This window comes from Bacillus sp. SORGH_AS_0510, assembly GCF_030818775.1.
In the GTDB taxonomy this organism is placed as follows: Bacteria; Bacillota; Bacilli; order Bacillales; family Cytobacillaceae; genus Neobacillus.
In genome coordinates this window covers 4622641-4641368 of record NZ_JAUTAU010000001.1, presented here as the reverse complement: position 1 = coordinate 4641368, position 18728 = coordinate 4622641, and the positions used below count along the sequence as shown (strand labels likewise).

At 40.2% G+C, this 18728-nt stretch carries 17 protein-coding genes; 8 read left to right on the top strand and 9 right to left on the bottom strand.

Features of this window, described 5'->3' with window-relative positions:
- Window positions 1-146: 146 nt before the first annotated feature.
- Window positions 147-1529: an L-cystine transporter gene (locus QE429_RS23580; protein ID WP_307290478.1), complete on the top strand. Its 1383-nt coding sequence runs from the start codon at window positions 147-149 to the stop codon at window positions 1527-1529.
- A gap of 58 nt (window positions 1530-1587) precedes the next feature.
- Here QE429_RS23580 and QE429_RS23575 read toward each other — a convergent pair whose 3' ends face one another.
- From QE429_RS23575 to QE429_RS23565, 3 genes are all read right to left on the bottom strand, one after another.
- Entirely contained in the window at window positions 1588-2121 is a 534-nt protein-coding gene (locus QE429_RS23575; protein WP_307290476.1) for a phosphatase PAP2 family protein, read from the bottom strand.
- A gap of 125 nt (window positions 2122-2246) precedes the next feature.
- Window positions 2247-2480, bottom strand: coding sequence for a hypothetical protein (locus QE429_RS23570; RefSeq protein ID WP_307290475.1), 234 nt, complete (start codon window positions 2478-2480; stop codon window positions 2247-2249).
- A 111-nt stretch (window positions 2481-2591) separates the two neighbouring features.
- Complete coding sequence (locus QE429_RS23565) at window positions 2592-2759, bottom strand: DUF3934 domain-containing protein (protein WP_307290473.1); 168 nt, start codon at window positions 2757-2759, stop codon at window positions 2592-2594.
- Between the two features lie 233 nt (window positions 2760-2992).
- Here QE429_RS23565 and QE429_RS23560 point away from each other — a divergent pair, with 233 nt between their 5' ends.
- Entirely contained in the window at window positions 2993-3463 is a 471-nt protein-coding gene (locus QE429_RS23560) for a DinB family protein (protein ID WP_307290948.1), read from the top strand.
- Between the two features lie 38 nt (window positions 3464-3501).
- Window positions 3502-4257: an NRDE family protein gene (locus QE429_RS23555; protein ID WP_307290471.1), complete on the top strand. Its 756-nt coding sequence runs from the start codon at window positions 3502-3504 to the stop codon at window positions 4255-4257.
- 351 nt (window positions 4258-4608) lie between these two features.
- Here the strand turns inward: QE429_RS23555 and QE429_RS23550 are convergent, their stop codons facing one another.
- Both QE429_RS23550 and QE429_RS23545 read right to left on the bottom strand, forming a co-directional pair.
- Window positions 4609-5202, bottom strand: a complete 594-nt coding sequence (locus tag QE429_RS23550) for a DedA family protein (protein WP_307290469.1) — start codon at window positions 5200-5202, stop codon at window positions 4609-4611.
- Window positions 5203-5322: 120 nt separating this feature from the next.
- Window positions 5323-6399: an ArsR/SmtB family transcription factor gene (locus tag QE429_RS23545; protein ID WP_307290467.1), complete on the bottom strand. Its 1077-nt coding sequence runs from the start codon at window positions 6397-6399 to the stop codon at window positions 5323-5325.
- Between the two features lie 121 nt (window positions 6400-6520).
- On the opposite strand from QE429_RS23545, the gene QE429_RS23540 reads away from it, so the two are divergent.
- Complete coding sequence (locus QE429_RS23540) at window positions 6521-7318, top strand: MBL fold metallo-hydrolase (RefSeq protein WP_307290465.1); 798 nt, start codon at window positions 6521-6523, stop codon at window positions 7316-7318.
- Window positions 7319-7637: 319 nt separating this feature from the next.
- Window positions 7638-8261, top strand: a complete 624-nt coding sequence (locus QE429_RS23535) for a histidine phosphatase family protein (protein WP_307290464.1) — start codon at window positions 7638-7640, stop codon at window positions 8259-8261.
- A gap of 52 nt (window positions 8262-8313) precedes the next feature.
- Here the strand turns inward: QE429_RS23535 and QE429_RS23530 are convergent, their stop codons facing one another.
- From QE429_RS23530 to QE429_RS23520, 3 genes are all read right to left on the bottom strand, one after another.
- A complete protein-coding gene (locus tag QE429_RS23530; protein ID WP_307290463.1) occupies window positions 8314-9108 on the bottom strand; it encodes a Cof-type HAD-IIB family hydrolase in 795 nt (264 codons plus the stop codon).
- Window positions 9109-9312: 204 nt separating this feature from the next.
- Window positions 9313-10278 carry a LacI family DNA-binding transcriptional regulator gene (locus tag QE429_RS23525; protein WP_307290461.1) on the bottom strand — a complete coding sequence of 322 codons (966 nt, stop codon included), beginning with the start codon at window positions 10276-10278 and terminating at the stop codon, window positions 9313-9315.
- Window positions 10279-10524: 246 nt separating this feature from the next.
- The gene (locus tag QE429_RS23520) at window positions 10525-11883 is read right to left on the bottom strand and encodes a M20/M25/M40 family metallo-hydrolase (protein ID WP_307290459.1); all 1359 of its coding nucleotides are present in this window, start codon (window positions 11881-11883) and stop codon (window positions 10525-10527) included.
- A gap of 685 nt (window positions 11884-12568) precedes the next feature.
- Between QE429_RS23520 and QE429_RS23515 the strand changes: the two genes are divergently transcribed.
- The gene (locus QE429_RS23515; RefSeq protein ID WP_307290457.1) at window positions 12569-13684 is read left to right on the top strand and encodes a mechanosensitive ion channel family protein; all 1116 of its coding nucleotides are present in this window, start codon (window positions 12569-12571) and stop codon (window positions 13682-13684) included.
- Between the two features lie 60 nt (window positions 13685-13744).
- On the opposite strand, the gene QE429_RS23510 is transcribed toward QE429_RS23515, so the two are convergent.
- Entirely contained in the window at window positions 13745-15415 is a 1671-nt protein-coding gene (locus tag QE429_RS23510) for a ribonuclease J (protein ID WP_373463223.1), read from the bottom strand.
- A gap of 202 nt (window positions 15416-15617) precedes the next feature.
- On the opposite strand from QE429_RS23510, the gene QE429_RS23505 reads away from it, so the two are divergent.
- Both QE429_RS23505 and QE429_RS23500 read left to right on the top strand, forming a co-directional pair.
- A complete protein-coding gene (locus QE429_RS23505) occupies window positions 15618-17840 on the top strand; it encodes a sensor histidine kinase (RefSeq protein ID WP_307290454.1) in 2223 nt (740 codons plus the stop codon).
- Window positions 17821-18468, top strand: coding sequence for a response regulator transcription factor (locus QE429_RS23500; protein WP_307290452.1), 648 nt, complete (start codon window positions 17821-17823; stop codon window positions 18466-18468). The genes QE429_RS23505 and QE429_RS23500 overlap by 20 nt, the downstream gene beginning before the upstream one ends.
- Window positions 18469-18728 lie beyond the last annotated feature (260 nt).

Genomic DNA, 18728 nt, shown 5'->3' with positions numbered 1-18728 from the left:
TATTTAATGTCCTTACAGTACATATGTATGTAATATCAAACGTTTGATGGTTTTGATTCTGTTGGTGGTTTGTTCATTTGTAATTCCGACTTGACTCATTGGAATGTATGTGTTGGAAAATATTACAAATTTAGAGGAGGAATATAATGAACGCCCTTCTTATTATTGTGAATATCCTCGTTTTATTTGCACTCATGTATGGTTTATTCATGATGCAAAAGAAACACGTCTCTTTTTCTAAACGTGTTTTTACTGCATTAGGTTTAGGGATTGTCTTTGGTTTCGCTATTCATTGGATTTATGGCACCACACATGAAGTGACAACAGGGACCATCGATTGGTTTAACATTGTAGGATATGGATATGTTAAGTTACTGCAAATGGTGGTTATGCCGCTAGTATTTATTAGTATTGTTGCAGCTTTTACCAAATTGAAATTAACGAAAAATATCGGGAAGATTAGCTTTCTTGTCATTGGTCTTTTACTTGGTACAACAGCTATTTCTGCAGCCATCGGGATTGGTTCTGCCTTAGGATTTGGCCTTGACGGGATTCAATTAAACGAAGGAGATGCAGAGAAAGCGAGAAATGCTCAGCTTGAAGAACGTGTGGCGGGCGTGGAAAATATGACACTGCCACAGCAGATTGTTGAGCTTATTCCAAGTAATCCATTTCAGGATTTAACAGGGGCGCGCCCAACATCTACGATTGCCGTCGTTATCTTTTCTGTCTTTATCGGGATTGCTTACCTTGGGGTCAAGCGGAAAGAATCTGAGCATGCAGAGTTTTTCGCTAGGATCATAGATACCGCATATTCTATTACCATGAGGGTGGTAACTCTCATTTTGCGCCTCACTCCATATGGTATTTTAGCCATTATCACAAGGGTTGCGGCAACGAGTGATTATGATGCTATTGCCAAACTAGGAAAGTTTGTCATCGCTTCCTACGTAGCGTTGATTGTCATGTTTATTGTTCATCTATTACTACTTTCGTTTGCAAAATTAAACCCTAAGAATTATGTGAAAAAGGGGCTTCCAACCTTAACCTTTGCGTTTACTTCACGTACGAGTGCAGGAACACTGCCGATGACGATCAAAACACAAACAAAAGATTTGGGCGTTTCCGAAGGGATTGCAAACTTTGCCGGTTCATTCGGGCTATCCATCGGTCAGAACGGTTGTGCCGGTATTTACCCAGCCATGCTTGCAGTAATGGTCGCACCAGCGGCAGGAGTAGATCCAACAAGTGTATCATTTATTCTTACGCTCATTCTAGTAGTTGCGATTAGTTCATTCGGTGTTGCCGGAGTTGGCGGCGGTGCTACTTTTGCAGCCCTTATTGTCCTTTCTATTATGAACCTGCCTATTGCCATTGTCGGTTTGCTTATTTCAGTAGAGCCGTTAATTGACATGGGTCGTACAGCACTAAACGTCAGTGGAGCCATGACGGCAGGCGTCCTAACAAGCAAAGCAACAGGCGAATTCGACCACGAAACATACCAACAACCGGACATCGTTGAAGCATAATAAATGAGGTGTCAGGCACCACAAGATTCTTTCGGTGGTGCCTGACACCTTAAAGTGTTTATGTCAGTAATATACAAAAGCTGATAAGGGCTATAATTGTTCCGAGGAAGGCACCGGCGATAACGTCTGATGGGTAGTGTAAGCCAAGGTATATTCTTGATATACCTACTAATATCGCTAAAGGTATTAAGATAAACGAAAGGTGTGGTAAGAATAGGATGTAGGGAATCACAACGGAAAAAATAGCGGTTGTATGCCCCGAAGGAAAAGAATGGTCTTGTAATGGGTTTTCATGAGTTTTGGTTTTTTCAATCATTAGATAGGGTCTTTTTCGAGGAAGGGTCTCTTTTATAATATGGACAGGTATATGACTCGCAGATAAAGCTAGTGCACTGCTGATAGCCGTTAATCGGGCTTCGCCTGTCGATAAAAGAATGAGAAGCAGTGTCGATGCAATGGTAAAATCTGCTCCTCCCAAACATGTAATGATCCGGAAGAAGAAATTTAACAGCTTTTTATCAAAATGACGGTTGACCTTTTGCAACACTCGACAATCAAAACCGTAAAATAATTCCAGCAATTCTCTAGACATTTTTCGCCCCCCTTTACTTCATTGTATTAAAAATAAAGAGGGGTTTTCTTAACTTAATGTTAAGAGCGTGTAAAGATTATATATAGGTAAGACTAGAAAGTAGCAGTAAGTTAGAAGGTAAGAACCTATTCTCCAAAGAACCCTAAAGCATATTTAATACCCTCTTCTATCTCGCTTGTTTCATATCCTTGTAAATCCTCATGGGTAATTTCTAACTTGGTCTTTGTTAGCGAGTACCCGCTATCTAAGTTAATATCCAGCAGTACTTCATATCCATTTGTAGTCGATGTAATATCAATAATGTCATAGTCACGAATAGCGGTGCCTGTTTCGTATTCAAAAGGCTCTAATTCAGACATTACAAATACCTCCTATGTTGGTTATATCGTCCTTATCATTTCCAACATGGCGAGTTTTCATCAAAGATTCTAATGAGAATTACTGGCAGGTACTAATCGAACCAGAAAAGACTATTTATCTGAGGTTTGATCAGTAGTTTTTACATCAGCTGCTCTTTTAGTCCCCTTGCTGACATAGGGCTTGGCGCTTTTGGCTTTGTTAGCACTTGATTGCCAACGGTTCCAGCCCTTCTTACCGGTTCCCCTACCTGTACCACTTTTGGCTTTTGCTTTACTCATCTAACCACTCCATTATTTAAATAAAATTAACTATTAGTCGATGGTTAGTTTAACACGATTTAGCGTAAATACATAATTACACCTTAATTAAAGGATTTTTCACCAAAATGTCGAATAATATTATTTCATTATTTTTCCAAATGGAGGTCAATGAATTGAAAGTTGATAATCAAACATTATATGTAATAGATCAAAAAGAAGACTTAGGCCTAGAATTTAGTAAATTAGTATCGATGATGAACTATACCAGGCAAACAACTTTGGAAGCTGTAAAAGACTTAACAATAGAAGATTTAGATTTTCTTTTTGATGAAGAAGCTAATTCTATTGGAATGCTATTAGCACACATGGCTTCTGTTGAAAAAGCGTATCAAATTGTAACTTTTGAAAATCGCGACCTAACTGATGAAGAGGAAAGTGATTTGAATCCTGCCTTGGATTTAGGAATGCATGCCAGAGAGCAGATTAAAGGGAACCCGCTAGAGTATTATCTAGATAAATTAGAACAGGTAAGAAGTGAGACCATCGAAACGTTTAAAACGCTATCAGACGAATGGCTATTTGAGCAAGCTCCGTTTTGGTGGAATCGTCCGGCTAATAATTTCTTTAAGTGGTTTCATGTATTTGAAGATGAGTTGAGTCATAGAGGGCAGATACGCCTGATTAAAAAGATGATTCTGAAGCGTAAGGAATTAATCAAATAGAAATATCCTCGTAATTTTACAAAAGGCAGTGATAGACCATGTGCTTAATATTATTTGCTTACAAAGTCCATCCGCAATATCCACTGATTGTGGCTGCCAATCGCGATGAATTTTATCGACGTCCAACTGCTCCAATTCATTACTGGGAGGATAACCCAACAATCCTGGCAGGTCGCGATTTAGAGAAAATGGGTACATGGATGGGAGTTACCACTTCAGGAAGGTTTGCAGCGCTAACCAATTATCGGAATCCAAAGGAAATAACAGTAGGCAAACTATCCCGCGGGGAATTGGTGGCAGATGCTTTAACATACGGTGGCAATCTGAAGGAATATATGCAGGGGCTCGCTAGCCGTCAGCATCAGTTTCCCGGTTATAATCTTCTAGCGGGGGATCAGAACGAGCTCTACTATTACTCCAATATGGGACAAGAGCTTCAACGGTTGGAGCCTGGTATCTACGGTGTCAGCAATCATCTGTTAAATACACAATGGCCGAAGGTGAAAAGAGGGAAGGAAGGTTTGTCCGATATCATCACAGGGGATTTAGAAAACCTAGTTGAGGAGCTGATGGCACTTCTTCAACAAGCAGATCCTGCCCCAGATGAGTTTCTTCCAAACACGGGTGTATCGTTAGAGTGGGAAAGATTGCTTTCGCCATTGTTTATTCAAAGTGAACATTACGGGACACGGAGCTCTACCGTTTTGTTAATGTCGGGAAACGAGATGGATTATGTGGAGCGGGTATTTTCTAATGGGAGGGTAAATGAACGAAGCTTTAAGGTGGACCTCTGAAAAACTAATCAAACGTTTGATTAAAAGATGTCTAGACAAGAGGCCGTTTTTGAAAAACTAATCAAACGTTTGATTAAAAGATGTCTAGACAAGAGGCTAGTTTTTTAAAACTAATCAAACGTTTGATTAAAAGATGTCTAGACAGGATGGCTGTTTTTGAAAAACTAATCAAACGTTTGATTAAAAGATGTCTAGACAAGAAGTGCCATTTTTAAAAAACTAATCAAACGTTTGATTAAAAGATGTCTAGACAAGAGGTTAGTTTTTGAAAAACTAATCAAACGTTTGATTAAAAGTTGCCTAGACAAGAGGCCAGTTTTTGAAAAACTAATCAAACGTTTGATTAAAAAATTAGCCTAATACTCTTTTCTTCCTCCGAAAGGTGAAAAATAAAATGCCACCTAGAAGGAGTAGAAAAAATACATAGAAACTATATTTAGAAAAATAGGCGCCGACATGAATCCAATTTTCGCCTAACACTCTTCCAATAGTAATAAACGTAAAGCACCAAGTCATGGCACCTAAATAAGCAAATAAGGCAAACTTTTTATATGAATAATTATTAATCCCAGCAAGATAGGCCGTCACATGACGGACACCCGGAATAAAGTAGCCGATAATCAGTAGAAAGGGTCCGAACTTCATAAATAATTTTCTGGTCTTGTCCACTCTTTCTTCCGTTATATGAAATTTTGGTCCAAACTTTTGTAAGAATGGGAGACCCAATTTAATCCCTAAAAGATAGCTTAGCGTAATACCTCCGAATGCACCGACGAATGCGCTTAGTAAAGAAGGCAAATACGACATTTTCTCCTGAAACACATTGTAGCCAACGAAAGTAAGCAGGACCTCATCTGGTATGGGAAGCCCCACAATACCACCAATTAAAGCGATAATTATACCAAAGTATCCATAATGTTCAATGAGATGATTCAAAGACTCCACCTTTACACTTCCTATCAATTGTCTGTCGCGACTATAAAACACTTTATCCTTATTTTTAACCAAATTACTTAGAAAAATGTAAGGAAGCACGAACATAATACCACTGTTGAATATGATTGTCTATTCAATGAATTTTGACAAACCTAAAGGGAAATCGTGAAATGGTTTTTCAAGAAGTCGATAAAATACATAATAACTTTCTCTTTTGGAAGTAATTAATCCGGCATTCTCGAGTTGTTTTAGGTGCTTAGAGACAGCACCCTCAGTTACTCCGATTAACAAGGCAAGCTCTCTCGTTGATCGAGGTTTTTGTGCTAAATACTTAACAATCTGCAGTCGGGTAAAGTCACCTAGGGCTCGGAAAAACTTGAGCAGGTCTTCTGGTGGCATTGGCTTGGCAGCCTCAAGCTGATGGTTTCTAATAGAATAATTGATCCCAACAGGATGTTGAAGGCTCATAAATAAATGGGGCCATGCAAAATAAGTGGGAGCTAAGAAAAGCATATCCTTGTCACCCAAATTGATTTCGCCTTTAGAAATCCTTCTCACAACTGCACGTTTTTCCTCAGGATAGACATCTATAGTATCCGATAAACTTGTTAATAGAGGAAATAGACCTTCATCTAATAGGGTTTTTCCACGATAGGAAATATCTTTTAGAAAAAGTTCTTCAATTAATGGCCATTCCTCCTTCAGGCAAGCACTCCAAAAGCCTTCAAGCATTTGCAGAAAACGGCGCCTGCTCTTTTCTGGTGTTTCAATTAGTTCCAAAATGACTTCCTTGGATTCCGGATATCTCCTATCTTCAAGCTCGATCAACTCATTGTGAAGCTTTTGATCCCACTGTATCTCGTTCTTATTTTTAACCAATAATGTCTCAATGATTTTTTGCCAATAAGTCTCAATCGGTTGTTTAGCCATTTCCATTAAATCGGAGTCAAAGGAGCGAAATGTTGAATCCTCGCTCAACTCCCAAAAGCTTACAATAGGCCGTTTGTAAAAAAGGCTAAATCTTTCTATCTCTTCCTTTAAGGCCGGTGAAATTTTTTTACGAGCGTTGATCACCCAGGGGATGTGCAGAGGGTGGTGCTTACAATCGTAGAATACATGCAGTGCGATTAGTGTTTCATGCGCTGCCGAGTAGCCAAAGGCAATTTGCTCTGATGAAAAATTGGATAGGTTCAATGAGTAAGACATGGTTCGTTCCTCCGACTGATTTCCTCTTTACTCAATAAGTGGTTTTGATAATTACGGAAATCATACAATAGGTTCATAATATTCGCAATTAATTTACTAAACTAGTAAGGAGTGGAAACGGATGATTAATCAATTTTTCAGCAAGCATTTTACGCTAGAAACGGTGCAAGATGGTGTTTATGCGGCTATAGCAAAAGAAGGTGGGGGTGCGGTAGGAAATGCCGGGTTTGTAGATTTAGGGGGTCAGACCCTTGTATTTGATACATTTAATACGCAACAAGCGGCAGAGGACTTAAAAACGCTGGCGATTCGAGTGACTAACCAACCAATCACATGGGTGGTGAACAGTCATTGGCATGGCGATCATGTTCGTGGGAATCAGGTTTTCAAGGAAAGTACGATTGTTTCAAGTCAAGCCACCTTTGAAAAAATGAAGGAACTGCATCCTGCCCGGATTGAAAAGCAGAAAGGTGATATTCAAGGGCTGATAAATTATATTCAAACGCTAAAGCTGAAATTAGGCGAGGAGTATGATAAAGAGCTAGAGCAACAGATAAATTTTTTAAGTGAAATGGAAGTGTCTTTGCCCACACTAGAATTAGTGTTGCCGCAACAAACTTTTAAAAGTGAAATGTCGTTTAAAGGGAGCAAAAGAAGCGCGCGATTATTCACATTGGGTGGCGGGCATTCCTACTGTGATGCGATTTTGTATATTCCAGAGGAAAAAGTTGCCTTCATGGGGGATCTATTATTTGTGGATACAGCACCTACCATATTTGAAGAATCTAATCCTCAAAAGTGGATTGAGATCTTGCGGAAGGTTGAGGAAATGGATATAGAAGTGGCCATTCCTGGTCACGGACCAGTGGGAACAAAAGGGAATTTTCAACAGGTTATCGAATATATTGAGAAACGATAGTGGATTTTATTCTTAGAAAAAATGAATTTGATAGTTTGTTACTTAGTAGAATGCTATCAATAGTCAAAAGGTAAGCGAACTTCTGACAGAGTAGAAGTAAAGATCAGTGAGACTGTCAGAAGGCAAGCGAACTTCTGACAGAGTAGGAGGAAAACCCAATGACACTTCTGACAGAGTAGGAGGAAAACCTAGTGACACTGTCAGAAGGTAAGTGAACTTCTGACAAAGGGAGTATCCCGCAAACCCAAAAACTCTGTTAAAAGCAAAATCAACTTTTTCCAAGTAAACCAAAAAAAGATTAGTGAAAGGATGGAGTGAATTGAATTTATACGTAATCCGGCATGGGGAGTCTGAGCATAACATCGATCGAACGGTAATGGCGCATACCCATGATTCGAGGCATAGCTTAACAGGGATCGGTTTCGAACAGGTACAAAAAACAGCGGAATTTATGAAATCCATCCTGAATGAAAAGACCGTAGTGTATAGTTCTCCTTACTTACGCACGATTCAAACAGCGCAAGCGGTTCATTCCCAGCTACCCGAAGGGGTTCCCTTTTTCGAAAATCCCCTCATAAGAGAATGGGAATTAGGGAATCTTTATGATTTCAGCAACCGTCCACCCGAGAAAAAGAAGGAATTTAAAGCAGCAGGACAATTTTATTTTAGATATGAAAATGGAGAATCATTGGCCGATGTGTACTTACGTGCGACCATGTTTATGCATACCGTCATTGAACGCGTACGGAGGCAGCAAAGGTATGAAAATGTTGTCATTGTTACTCATGCCGCTTTTATCCAGATGCTGTTAACCTTCCTGATGAATTGGCCTGTCGAGGAATTGACTGGCTTTAAGCCCGTAGAAAATGCGTCGGTAATTAAAATAAACGAAACCAATGGCGACTACGAGTATGAGAAGATTTTTGTGCCTTCAGTAAATTAATGGTGCCTGACACCACAAGAGGGCCCCTTCAAACGGAAGGGACCCTTAAAGGTTATTTTAAGGCAAGCTCTTCCTCTAAAAGTCCAAGCTGGATTAATCCATTGAGAATTCCGTCATTACAGTTAGAGGTTGTCACTATATCTGCAGCTGCTTTTGCCTCTGGAACAGCATTTCCCATCGCAACGCCTGTTCCAACAGTAGAAAGCATTTCTAAATCGTTCAATCCATCTCCAAAGGCATAGGTATGCTCTTTTTTGATTCCTAATGTTTCGGTGAGTTTCTGGACTCCTACGGCTTTTGAAGCGCCCTTTGGCAGAATATCATACGCATAGTCATGCCATTTAACGAAACTGAATTGCGGAAAACGCTCTGCATATGTTTGTTCAAAAAGACCTTCACAATAAAGATGACCTTGGAAAATAGAAAACCGCTTAAAATATGCTGGGTCCACATCAGGATAGGCCATCATCAAGGAATCGAAACTCGATTCAATATACGGGTGATTTTTTTCGGTCACCTTATAATCCAAATGGCTGCAATATGCTAAGGCATGGCCGTTGCTTGCAGTCATGGCCGATAAAGATTGCAGGATATCTGAATCAATAGGATTGGAGTAAATTTCCTGACCTTCGAATACCACATACTGGCCGTTCATCGCTACATAGGAATCAATGTTTAGTTCCTTTAAAATCCAATAAAACATTTTTGGCACACGTCCTGTGGCAATGACCGTGTGAATGCCTTTTTCCTGAAGTAGACGAATGGCAGTCTTTGTAGACTCTGGAATTACTTTATCTTCATTTAAAATCGTTCCATCAATATCGAAAAATACAATTGGTTTTTGCATGGTAGCACCTCCGAGAGTACCACAGCACCAGTCCTAACGCTCGGTTGCTCGATCACGCGGACCAAGTGCTGAAGCCTTTGCAAAAACAGAATATTGTATGAAACGCGTTTCAGGTCAAGCAATTTTCACCAAAGATATTTTCAAAGGTGTCAGGCACCACGCATGGACAAGTGTCCTTTTACAGTGGACATGGTTAAGTAACTATTAGACTGTGTTCCGTTCCATTAAGGTAACTGGTATTTCTTGATGAGTTACCTGTTGATCAGCGTTAATACCTTGTAAGAAGAGTTTTTTACCTATTTCCACAAGCGGAATCTCCATTGTGGTGATATTCATCATCTTGGCAATCGGCTGGTTGTTGAAACCGATAAGAGCAAGGTCGTCTGGGATTGATATCCCTCGAGTTTGGGCACAGGTAACAATTCCTGCTGCGACTTCATCACTGGTCACCAACAGTGCAGATGGGGGTTCAGCCATTCCTCCAATCCGCTCAATCACCCGTTCCCCATCCTCAAAATGCATACAGTGGTCAAAAATATGAGCAGGATTAAAAGGCAAATCATGTTTCGTGACAAAATCTTTAAATGCCTTTTCTCGATAAAAGCTGTTCTTACCCGATTTTCGACCAATACAATAACCAATATTGCGATGCCCTTTTTTAAATAAATAGTCTAGGGCCGTCATAAAACTTTTATAGTGGTCCACAAAGGTCGAGGAAACGGGCCTCCCTCTTGTATCTTCACATAAAATAATCGGTCCAAAAGCCAGGTAATCAGAGATCGTCGTCCAGTTGGTTTTTCGTGAACAAATGATTAGTGCATCTATTTGTTTTTGCTTCAGCATTTGTAAAGCTTCTAATTCCCGCGACTCCACATAGTTTGTTTGGAAGAGAACGAGTTTGTAATGGTTTTCCAGCGCTTCACTTGCTATTCCTTTTACTAACAACGAGAAATAGGGATGGTCAATATAAGGAACAACGACACCAACAAGAAAGGTTTTCCCCATACTTAAATGGACAGCATTAATATTTTGCTGATAATTCGTGTGTTCAATGGCATCTAGTACCGCTTTTCGCTTATCCTCACTCACATATGGATGATGATTTAACACGCGAGACACCGTAGTCACAGAAACACCAGCCATTTTGGCGAGGTCCCTAATGTTTGTCATAAGCAACCACCTCCTAATCATGGTGCTTTACATTGTTTTTGTAATTATAGCTAAGTTTACAGGAAAAAGGGAGGATAGAGGCATAGATGAGGTATAGAGGATTGAAAAAAGGTGCCATTCCATCGAAGGCACCTCTCTGAACATTATTGATTTGCTTCCCTCATCACTTCAACATAAAACTTGATGGCGTTCATGTAGTTTTCGATGCTGACATGTTCGTTTGTCCCGTGCATTCGGTTGAGGTCTTCAGATGTGATTTGCACGGGCAAGAAAACGATAAGTATTTTTCGCAATCGGGTCATATTGTCGTGCATCGGAGCCGGCAAACATGAGATATGGTGCAATAACCGCATCTTGATACACATTTCTTGCTGCCTGCTGGATCGATTTGAACTGCCAGCCGTCCACGGATGATACTTTTGAGGCCTCGGTGCCTGTAATTTTCACCTCAATGTCTTTGTCGTCAATCGTATCTTCTATAAAACTCTTTATTCCTCTTAAAGAATCACCAGGCATCACCCTAAGGTTGATAATGGCAGAAGCTTTTTCCGGTAAGGCATTGTATTGTTCACCCGCCTGAAAAATCGTTGGGGCAATGGTTGTTCGAATTAACGCAGCGGAAGCTGGCTGCTGTAATAAAATCCTTTCAATGACCGGTTCAAAGATCGTTTTGTTAGCAAATACATATTTCATCCCAAAGCTCATTTCAGGGGCAACAAATTCAAACATGTCTTCTCCTGGGCCCCTCAGGTCGCCTTTAAACTGGGTATCTTCCAATTTACTAATCGCGCTGGAAATGCGGCCAATGTTGGTATGGTCCTTCGGCTGTGACGAGTGTCCGCCGCTGCCTTCTATCGTTAGTTCAGCAGTGGCCGATCCCTTTTCGGAGATACCGACGACACCGACTGGCTGCTTCACACCAGGAACCATGTTTTCAACGATTGCACCACCTTCGTCTAACACGTAGTCAAAGGTAACTCCTCTCTTTTTTAAGGTATTTACAATGACGCTTGCTCCTTCATCACCGCCAATTTCCTCATCAAAGCCAAACATGAAATACATGTCGCGGTCCGGCTTAAACCCTTCACCTAATAAATAATCGACTGCTTGTAAAATACCGATGACACCAATTTTGTCATCCAATGTCCCCCGGCCCCAAATCTTCCCGTCGACTACCTTGCCGCTGAAAGGGTCCTGCTCCCAATTGGCTTCGGTCCCAGATAATACGGGAACGACATCATAATGGCTCGTTAAACCAACAGGAAGTTTGCTAGAATCAGTGCCTTTCCACTTATAAACGAGGGCATAATCGTTCACTCTTTCAAATTCGAGATTTTTATAGACGGCTGGAAAGCTCTCTTGTAAAAAATCAATAAACTTACGAAACTCATTAAAATCAAATTTACTGCGGTCTTGGTAGGAAACAGTTTTAAACGTAATGGCTTTCGACAGGTGTGCGACTGCTTCATCCTGGTCAATTGCGGTTTTGAATGGCTTAGGTGAGGGCTGTTTGGACTTTAAGGTCAGAGTGTTAACGCCGGTTACAATAATAAACAAAAGTAATAAAGCAATGATTATAAGTGAAACGAGTTTTCTCTTTTTCATGAAACATCCCCCATCGACTCTATTTATAATTTCATATTACACTATTTGTTAGAATAGTATAAATAGTTAGAAAAAGTTTAAGGTCAGTAGGTACGCTTAAACTCCCGAAGCTGATGAAAAACCAGCGAGCCGGTAGATAAACGAGGTCTATAACGCCCGAAGCTGATGGAAAATAAGCGAGCCGGTAGATAAGAGAGGCTCATAACGCCCGAAGCTGATGGAAAACAAGCGAGCGGGAGATAAAAGAGGTCTATAACGCCCGAAGCCGGTTAAAAACCAGCGAGCCGGTAGATAAGAGAGGTTCATAACGCCCGAAGCCGGTGGAAAACCAGCGAGCCGGTAGATAAGAGAGGTTCATAACGCCCGAAGCTGATGAAAAACCAGCGAGCCGGTAGATAAAAGAGGTCTATAACGCCCGAAGCTGATGGAAAACCAGCGAGCCGGTAGATAAGAGAGGTTCATAACGCCCGAAGCCGATGGAAAACCAGTGAGTCGGTAGATAAGAGAGGTTCATAACGCCCGAAGCTGATGGAAAACCAGCGAACCGGTCTAGATTAGAAGGGTTAATAAGCCTCTGCTCTATGAATAAATCATGACTTTTGCCGTATTCAAATAATTAATTTTAAGCTTTAAGATATGTGGATGTATTGTTTTAAAAAAGTAATAAAAGAGAGGTATTTTTAGAATGTCTATGGATTCATTTGTATTGGCTATTTCAATGTCAGCATTAGACTATGATATGTTAGAAAATCTAGGAATTTCTATAGGGATTTTGCTGTTGTTTATTCTATTTAGAAATCTATTTACTAAGTATGTGTTTCAGTTGATTTTAAAGCTGTCTAGGAAGACACCAACTGATTTCTTTACGCAAATCTTTTTAAGTTTCGAACGTCCTTTAGGATGGGCATTTATTATTGTAGGTTTGTATGTGGCAATGGATTATTTCCCGTTTGTCGAACAACATAATGCGTTATTTTTAAAATTTTTACGTTCGATGGTCATTGTGTTAATAACATGGGGATTATTTAATTTGTCCTCTCCTACATCGGGGATTTTAATCAGTGTGAACCAGAAGATTAACAATAAAATTGATTTAATACTTCTCCCGTTTATTTCAAGAACCATCCGTGTCATCCTGATTGCAATTAGTATTACAATTATCGGTCAGGAGTTTAATTATGACGTTAATGGCTTGGTTGCCGGTCTTGGATTAGGGGGTCTGGCATTTGCTTTGGCTGCTAAAGAAGCGGTAGGAAATCTGATTGGCGGAATCGTCATTGTCACAGAGAAACCTTTTTCAATTGGAGAATGGATTTTAACACCGAGCGTGGAGGGGACAGTAGAGGATATTAACTTTCGGAGCACGAAGGTGAGAACGTTTAGTCAGGCACTCGTTACCGTTCCGAATTCAACCTTGGCAAACGAACCGATTACCAACTGGAGCCGTATGGGCAAACGACGGATCAATTTCCACTTAGGTATTAACTATAGAACCACTAAAGACCAAATTGTAAGAGTGGTTCAACAAATCGAAGAGATGTTAAAGAATCATGAGGATATTCATCCCGATACGATCATGGTTGCATTCGATCATTATAATGAAAGCAGTCTCGATATTCTTATCTATTTCTTCACCAATACAATCGTTTGGGCAGAACACGTAAGAATCAAACATGATATCAACTTGCAAATTATGGGGATCTTAGAGGAAGAGGGCGTAGAAGTTGCATTCCCAAGCCGCACAATTTACGTCACTCCAGAATCAACAGAAGTATTTCAAACCGTGGGTTCTCTAGATTAAGTGATTAAAGAAAGGGTGTCAGGCACCATGTGAACTTTTCACAATGGTGCCTGACACCTTTTATATTTCAATAATAATAGGCAGGATCATTGGCTTTCTTTTGGTTTGTGCGAAAAGGTATTGGCCGACTGCCTTTTTGATATTTTGTTTGATCACATTCCATTGGCGAATATTTTCTTCTTGTAGATCATTGACTGTCTTTCTAACAAGCTGGTTCACTTCTTTGATGAGGTCTTCTGAGTTTTTTACGAATACAAACCCCCGAGTAATGGTATCTGGACCTGAAATGATTTTTCGCTCTGCTTTGCTTAACGTTAGAACAATAACGACCATTCCATCTTCAGATAACTGCTTCCGGTCTCTCAACACAATCGCCCCAACATCGCCAACACTTATGCCGTCGACGTAAGTATCACCTGCTGGTACTCTTCGTGTCTGGCGTGCCACTCCGTTTTCAATATCGACAACATCGCCATTTTTAATAATAAAGGTATTGTTTTTCTCAACCCCAATGGATTCGGCTAATAAACGATGATGGTGCAGCATGCGATATTCCCCGTGAATGGGAATGAAATAAGTAGGCTGCATTAATGTTAGCATCAGCTTCAAGTCCTCCTGATAGCCATGTCCAGAAACATGCATGCCTGTAGTGCTCCCCGATCCATAAATCACATTCGCTCCAAGTTGAAAGAGGTTGTCGATGATTTTAGATACATCCTTTTCGTTCCCTGGTATAGGGGAGGCGGCTAAAACAACCGTATCACCTGGGTAAATAGAGACATCCCGGTAATTGCCGCTAGAAAGTCGGGCAAGTGCGGCCATTGGTTCCCCTTGACTTCCTGTACAAAGGATGGCCACCTTTTCGGGAGATAACTGGTCGACCTCACGTGGCTCAATCAACATTCCTTCTGGTAGCGTTAAATATCCCCGTTCAATCGCAACATCCACTACATTGACCATACTCCGGCCAAGCAATGCCAGCTTCCGATTCGTCTTGATGGCTGCATCAACTACCTGCTGTACGCGATTCACATTTGAGGCAAAGGTGGAAACAATTATTTTCCCATCCGCCTTCATGAAAGCTTCATCCATATGACTGCCTACCATTCGTTCGGATGGAGTAAGCCCAGTCCGTTCGGCATTGGTGCTTTCTGAAATAAGAGCCAAGACACCCTGGCGGCCGATTTCCGCCATTTTATGAATATCTGCATATTGATTATTGGCAGGAGTCAAGTCGAATTTGAAGTCTCCAGTATGTACCACATTTCCCTCTGGTGTATGAAAAACAATTCCAAGACAGTCAGGAATACTGTGGCTTACTTTAAAAAAGGACACTTGGACTTGCCCGAACTCGAGTTTTGAATCCGCATTAACAGGGATGAGTTTTGTATCCCGCATTAATCGGTGCTCATCTAACTTTAATTCGATTAAACCTAAGGTGAAGTTGGTGGCATAGATAGGGACGTTTAATTTTTTAAAAAAATAAGGAACACCGCCGATATGATCCTCATGGCCATGGGTCACCACTAAAGCGCGTATTTTCTCCCTGTTTTCTTCTAAATAAGTAATATCTGGGATAATCAAATCAATTCCAAGTAGACTTTCATCAGGAAACTTTCCACCGCAGTCGATAATCACAATGTCGTCTCCGTACTGAACAACATACATGTTTTTTCCGATTTCATTAATTCCGCCTAAAGCGAAAATGGATAAGGCATTTTCTCTCGTCACTTTCAATCCTCCCACATTTTAACTAAATAGGAGTAGTATTCCCTTCAAGAATGACTTTATTAATTGGAGTTTTAAACTTGGTATCCATACATAAATTGCGGACTTTCCCCATATTTTTGCGTGTGTGATAGATTCATCCTCGATTATAATAATGATAAATAGGATGATATTGGTAGGTGTATTTGGGAAAGGGGAAGTGCCGGTGGATAAAGGTCAGAATTACAATAGCAGTGATGATGTTCTAAGTGAGGGTGTAAAGTACAAAATTATCGCCGATAACATGACAGATGCGATCGTCATGGTTGATAATAAATCAATTGTCCGATATGTTTCGCCATCCATAGAATCGTTAGTAGGTTACACCATTGACCAATACGAGGGGATGGATGCATTTAATATCATTCATCCAGAAGACAGAGACTATGTTCGGTCCAAACATCTTCAGGTGGTTCAAACGAAGATGCAAGTCACATTGGAATATCGCGTGATCCATTCCCAGGGGTCTACCCTGTATGCTGAAACAAAAGTCAAACCCGTACTAGATAGTTTTGGGAATGTAAAGTATGTGGTAGCTGTCGTAAGAGATGTAACCGAGCGGAAAATGGCAGAGCAGCTCCTGGAAAATATCCTCGAAAGCGTGAATGCAGCAGTTTGGTCAACAGATAAGGATTTTAGCTATTTAACCTTTTGTTCTGAAAGTATTGAAAAAATATCAGGTATTCCCAGGCATGAACTCATGAATAGACCGATTCGTATGCATGACCACATTCACCCTGATGATAATCGTATGCTCATGGGGGAAGCAAAAGAAACGTTAGACAAGGGATTACCCGTGAACAAACTCATTCGTTTTATCCATATGGAAAAAGAAACAAAATGGGGTCAGTTAATCGTCCAACCCTACCTCGATAAGACAGGAGCAGTAGAACGACTTGATAGCATAATTTTAGACATCACGGAGAAAAAACGGTCGGAGCTTGTGATTGAAGAAAGCGAGCAAAGGTATAAGTCCTTATTTGAGAACAATTTAGATGGGGTATTTTCAATCGATTTACAAGCGAATTTTGTAAATGCCAACCAGGCTTTTGAAAAAATAACTGGTATTCAAATGGAACAGCTGCCAGATCGTTGTTTTATCGGGTTAATTCATGATGAAGATCATTTACCAGTGTTTCAAGTTCTTTCTGACGTGATCCAAAGGAGAGAGCCAGGAGATGTGGAATGCCGAATTGTTCGGTCTACTATTGGTGAACGAATTGTCCACATTACCTTTGTGCCTATCTTTCTTTTTGGAGAACTAAATGGTGTCCATGGAATCGTTAAGGATATTACGGAACGGAAACAGGAGGAGCGGGAACTCATCTTAAGCGAAGAAAGATACAAAACGCTCCAGCAAAGTATTAATCGTTTTTCTAATGACCTTGCCAATGTTATGAAGGTATCAGACTTAGAAAGTCGGCTTATCGATGAGGTACAGAGTGTCTTACCCGTGACGGATGCTTCCATTGAAGAAATACCAAGAGGTCAAGAACCGTATGACGGAGATTTGCATGAGAAGTGGATTAAAATTGGTGAGAAAGAACAGCTCATATACCTAAGGATTCGCTTCAAGGAAGTCTTGCTTAAAATGGAAGAGGAGTGGCTCGAAACAGCTGTTCACTATGTTACGATTCTCTATGATAATCTTCAATTCATTGAAGACCTAATGAAACGCATGGAGGATTTGGCTACTTATAATGAAACGCCTAAATGGATGTTACGACTTTTATTTAGACTGTCAGAAAAAGAAAGAGCGTCCCTGTCGAGTGACTTGCATGACACCGTTTTGCAAGATCTCATTATCTGGTATCGCAAGCTTGAATCCCTTCGTTCAACTTCTTTATTAAACAAGGAGATTAAAGAAGAATTGGTGCAAATTGAGGAGGGTTTATTGGATGCAATTCATCAAATTCGCATTACCTGTAATGAGTTACGACCCCCATTTCTTCTGAAAATGGGATTAGTAGAATCATTAAAGAGCCTCTTTTCATATGCACGGATGTTTTCCAATTATGAGATAGAATTTGATTCTGTAAGCATGCAAACCTCTCTTCATGAAGACCAAATTTTAGGGATATATCGAATTGTTCAAGAACTATTAAATAATGCAACGAAACACTCAAAGGCATCGAAAGTTACCATGAAGCTGGCAAGTAATCAGGAAAAGGTTTATTTTTCTTATGATGATAATGGGGTTGGAGTAGATTTATCTGGAATGGAAGGCTCCTTTAAACATATGGGTATTGCCGGTATTGAAAACAGAGTTCTTAGTTTAGATGGAGAGATAAGTGTACATTCCGCAACAGGGCAAGGTTTTCACGTGAATATTACCCTGCCAACTACAACAAAGCAAAAAGGTGATTACTATGGAAATATTGTTGGTTGATGATCATCGGTCAGTCGTCGAAGGGACAAAAATGTTGATAGAGGCAGAGCCGGATATGAATGTTACCATTGAAACGGACGTGTATTGTGTCCCAGACTTAGTTCGTTTGAAGACATTTGATGTGATTCTTTTTGACTTGTATATGCCTAATATCAATGGGGCTGATTTAACACGGAAAGTGCTCGAGGATGTTCCCGATGCCGTGATATTAATCTATTCCGGATTTGATATTGCCCCGCATTTTAATTTGCTGATGGATTCAGGGGTATCCGGTTTTGTTGCGAAAACATCAACACGGGAGCAATTGGTTCAGTCCATTCGCAGTGCAGCAAGGAAGGAAGCCATCGTTCCTATGCATCTATTAAAACAGCTTAGACGTCAGGAGATTGTGGTTCAAGGGGATAAGACAAATGAAAAGACCACGATAGGTAAAAAGGAAGAAACACTACTCCGCGAATTGGCAAAGGGACATAGTAACAAAGAGATATCTAAAACACTATTAATTAGTCAGCGATCATTAGAATACAGTTTGACAGAACTATTTCAAAAACTAAATGTGAATTCCCGGGTGGAAGCCATTAAAAAGTCTAAAGCTTTAGGTATTTTACCAAATGAAGATTTATATTAATTTGACGAAGGAAGCCGGTGACTACCGGCTATTTTTTTAAAAGATAAGAAAGTATATAATTCTGTTGCACCACATTCTTTGATAATTGTGGTGTTGTTTTATTGAGGCGTGGGTGTAGTGTAGTAGTTGGCAAGTAAAATGGGTTTTTTGACGAGTAAAATAGAAAATAGACGAATAAATCATACTTTAGACAAGTAAAACATCGAAAGTGACGAGTAAAAAGGGAATCATATAAAAATGGTAATTTTAAAGGTACTTCA